This is a genomic window from uncultured Campylobacter sp. (assembly GCF_938045345.1).
Classification (GTDB): Bacteria; Campylobacterota; Campylobacteria; order Campylobacterales; family Campylobacteraceae; genus Campylobacter_B.
Map to the genome: position 1 here is coordinate 1 of NZ_CALIMS010000041.1, position 3,648 is coordinate 3,648.

General features: G+C 50.2%; 4 protein-coding genes. All 4 read right to left on the reverse strand.

Annotation, left to right across the window (positions count from 1 at the left end):
* Window positions 1-428 precede the first annotated feature (428 nt).
* Complete coding sequence (hemE, locus tag Q0144_RS07910; RefSeq protein WP_298063110.1) at window positions 429-1,475, reverse strand: uroporphyrinogen decarboxylase; 1,047 nt, start codon at window positions 1,473-1,475, stop codon at window positions 429-431.
* A 2-nt stretch (window positions 1,476-1,477) separates the two neighbouring features.
* Window positions 1,478-1,969, reverse strand: coding sequence for a YqhA family protein (locus tag Q0144_RS07915; RefSeq protein ID WP_298063113.1), 492 nt, complete (start codon window positions 1,967-1,969; stop codon window positions 1,478-1,480).
* A gap of 365 nt (window positions 1,970-2,334) precedes the next feature.
* Entirely contained in the window at window positions 2,335-3,366 is a 1,032-nt protein-coding gene (locus tag Q0144_RS07920) for an aspartate-semialdehyde dehydrogenase (protein ID WP_298063114.1), read from the reverse strand.
* The coding region (locus Q0144_RS07925) for a DNA gyrase C-terminal beta-propeller domain-containing protein (RefSeq protein WP_298063116.1) at window positions 3,359-3,648 on the reverse strand (290 nt) is incomplete at its 5' end. The genes Q0144_RS07920 and Q0144_RS07925, both read right to left, overlap by 8 nt.

Here is a 3,648-nt window from a genome sequence, read left to right on the forward strand (position 1 = left end):
CCCGCTACGATGAAATTTTAAGCTTAGAGTTTTGAATTTATCCTTAAATTTAGGGCGTGCGAGCTATAAATTTAAAGCGCAAGCTAAATTTAAGCTTGCAAGCTCGCGGTATTTTTACGCCGCCGCATACATAGCGCGTAAAATTTTAAGCCTCGCTCGGCGTAAAAGCAGCATAAAATTTCAAATTGCGCTAAATTTTAAAATTTAGCGATACCGCCGCGCAAAACGGCGTAGAATTTTAAAATTTTAAAGCTTTGCGTTCCGCGAGCTATTTTGACGGCGTGAAAGCGGTGTAAAATTTAAAATTATGGGCAGCGGGAAAAATCTCGCAGAAGCAAATCAAGCAGCCCAAACAGGCAAAATTTTAAACTACGTTCTATGAAATTTCACAGCGGCGCGCCGCAAGCAGGCTCTCGCAAAATCCGGTTTCAGCGCGCGCTTAGCTCGTGCACCAGATCCACTAGATATTTGGCGTTTTGCACGCTTACGTCGGGCAAAATTCCATGCCCTAGATTAAAGATATGCGCAGCACCCTTCATCGACGCTAAAATATCGCGCACGCCCGATTCTATCGCGCCGCGGTCGTATAGCCGCATCGGCTCCAGGTTGCCCTGAAGCACAAATTTGTCCCCGAGCTGCTCGCGCGCAAGCTCAATCGGAGTGCTCCAATCCACGCCCCATACGTCAAAGCTCGCCTCGCCTCGCTGCGCCGCGATACGGCTCAGCCGCGACATCTGTGCGCCCGTGCCCTTGGCAAAGACGATGAGCGGGATATGCGGGAATTTCGCCTTTAAAAATTCCGTGATTTCTAGGATGTATCGCCACCCGAACTCCTCGTACGCGCTCGGCTCCAGCGCGCCCGCCCAGCTGTCGAAGATCTGCACCGCATCGACGCCCGAGCTGATCTGGCGCGCCAGATAAAGCTTCGTCGCCTCCGTAACGAGGCGCAAAATTTCATGCAGAAGCTGCGGATTTTCGTAGAGCATCCTTTTGCAAACGGCGTAATTTTTACTGCCGCCGCCCTCGATCATGTAGGTAGCGATCGTCCACGGCGCGCCGCAAAAGCCGATGAGCGCTTTATCCGCGGCAAGGCGCGAGCGAGTAAGCGAGATCGTATCATAAACGTATCCGAGCTCCGCCGCGGCCTTTTGCGGATCAAGGCGCGCCAAATCGCCCTGAGAGCGGATCGGATTGCTAAAGCGCGGCCCTTCGCCCGCTTCGAAGCGCAGATCCATCCCCATCTGCATCGGCACGACCAAAATATCGCTAAATAAGATCGCCGCATCGACGCCCAAAATCTCCACGGGCTGGATCGTCACCTCGCTAGCGGCGCGATAGTCGCGGCACAGGCTCAAAAAATCGCCCGCCCTCTCGCGCACCGCCATGTATTGCGGCAGGTAGCGCCCCGCCTGGCGCATCATCCAAATGGGCGTGTATGGGGTCTCTTTGCCGAAGCATGCGTCGATGAAAACCATTTTTATCCTTTAAATTTACTCAAAATATACAAAGCCAAACAAACCGCAAAGATAGCCCCTGCTAGCAAAATCATATCCAAAGGGGTAGTAAAATCGGTGTGTAAAATTCGCTTAAAGAAATCCACTACGAGCACCATTATGATGACGCTACCGAGTTTGTGCTTCAGCTCATCCAGCGAGGCGATCTTTAAAACTTGTAAATTTAGATCCACAAACTCGTCAATAAACAGCTCATAAATTCCAAATACGAAGATTAGCAGCACGATGGCGACCAGATACAGATCGATCGCCGTTATTATTTCGCTTAAAATGCCAATATAAAGCGCTCGCTCGCTCTGCGGGGCTAGGAAAAATTCCACGATTTTATAAAGCGCCGAGCCGATTTCGTAGCTTGCCATCACAAATATCGTCGCACTAGCCGCAACACAAAAAATAACAGGCAGAAGCGTTAGAGATTTGCTACAAAGCAAAAATTTTTCAAATATAGCTTTCATTTCTTCCTTAAATTTTAATTCGGGTAGCCGCTCCGCAAGCGGACGTATAAATTTAAAACCGCTCGAACTTGCCTATTGGTGGAGGGTATAGCGCTCCGCAAACGAATGTATAAATTTAAAAGCCGCTCTATGCCGAAGTGTTCGTTTAAATTTACGCTCGTTTGCAATCGCGTAAATTTACCCCATTTAGTCGCGTCCGTTTGAGTCTTTAAAATTTTGCGCCAGGTTAAAGGCACAAAATTTCAGCTCGCGGCGTTAAATTTTAACTAGGCTGATTTGCAAATTTATTCGCCAGACCTCGGCGCCGAAACCGCGCGCGCAACCGTATCCGCGCACAAAGTCTCGGCAACTCTGCTAAATTTATCTTACTTGTCTTGCTGCATATCTATCCAGCGAAGCGCGATGCGCACGGCGTTCGTAGCCGCTCCGACGCGGATTTGATCGGCGCTGCACCAAAGATGCAGAATTTTATCGTCGAAATTGTCCCTGCGGAGCCTGCCGACGTAGGTTTCGTTCGTATCGCTCGAAAGCAGCGGCATCGGGTATTGCTTTTTGCTTGGATCGTCTGCAAGCACGATACTAGGCGCGTTTTTTAGAATTTCGCGCACGCGGCTAATCTCGAAATCCTTTTTAAATTTTATAGTGATCGCCTCGCTGTGGCTGCGAAGTACCGGCACGCGCACGCAGGTAGCCGAAACGGCGAAATTTTTATGCAAAATTTTCTGCGTTTCGTTCACCATCTTCATCTCTTCTTTGGTGTAGTCGTTGTCCAAAAATACGTCGATGTGCGGGATGACGTTAAATGCTAGCTGGTGCGCGAAAACTTTAGGTTTGCACTCATCAAGCTTAAATTCAAAGAATTTTTGCAGCTGAAACACGAGCTCTTCCATACCCTCTTTGCCCGCGCCGCTGGCGGCTTGGTAGGTGCTTACGTCCACGCGCTCTATTTCAAACGCATCGTCAAGCGGCTTTAAAATTTGAACCATCTGAATGGTCGAGCAGTTCGGATTAGCGATGATGCCTGTCTCTTCCCATAGCTTTATATCCTGCGGGTTGCACTCAGGCACGACGAGCGGGACGTCCTCTTGCATGCGAAAGTGGCTCGTGTTGTCGATCACCACCGCGCCGCTTGCCGCAGCAAATGGCACATAGTGCGCCGAAATGGAGCCGCCCGCGCTAAAAAACGCGATGTCGATCTCGTTTTCATCGAAAGTGCTGTCGGTAAGCTCCTTCACGACGTATTCTTTGCCGCGGAATTCCACCTTCTCGCCCGCGCTCTTTGCGCTTGCAAGCGGCAGTATGTCCTTTACGGGAAAGTTCATCTCGTCTAAGACGCGCAAAATCTCCTCGCCTACGGCGCCGGTAGCGCCTACGATGGCGATATTGTAACTACTCATCCTCTCCTCCTTTTAAAATTTTATCGCTAGGGCCGTCGCTCTGCGAATCTTCGCTATCTAAATTTGAATTTAATAAATTTTCATCCTGCGCAAGCTCGCCTTCATCGCCTTCATCGCCCTCCTCGGCTTTCGGGCAGGTCGCGATGCTCACTACGTCGTCGCCCTCGACATTTACGACGATAACGCCGCTGGTGTTACGACCCGCTTTGCGGATGCTTTGCATATCGACGCGGATCATCTTGCCGCTGGTGGTTAGCGCCATGAGATCCATCTCCTCATCGA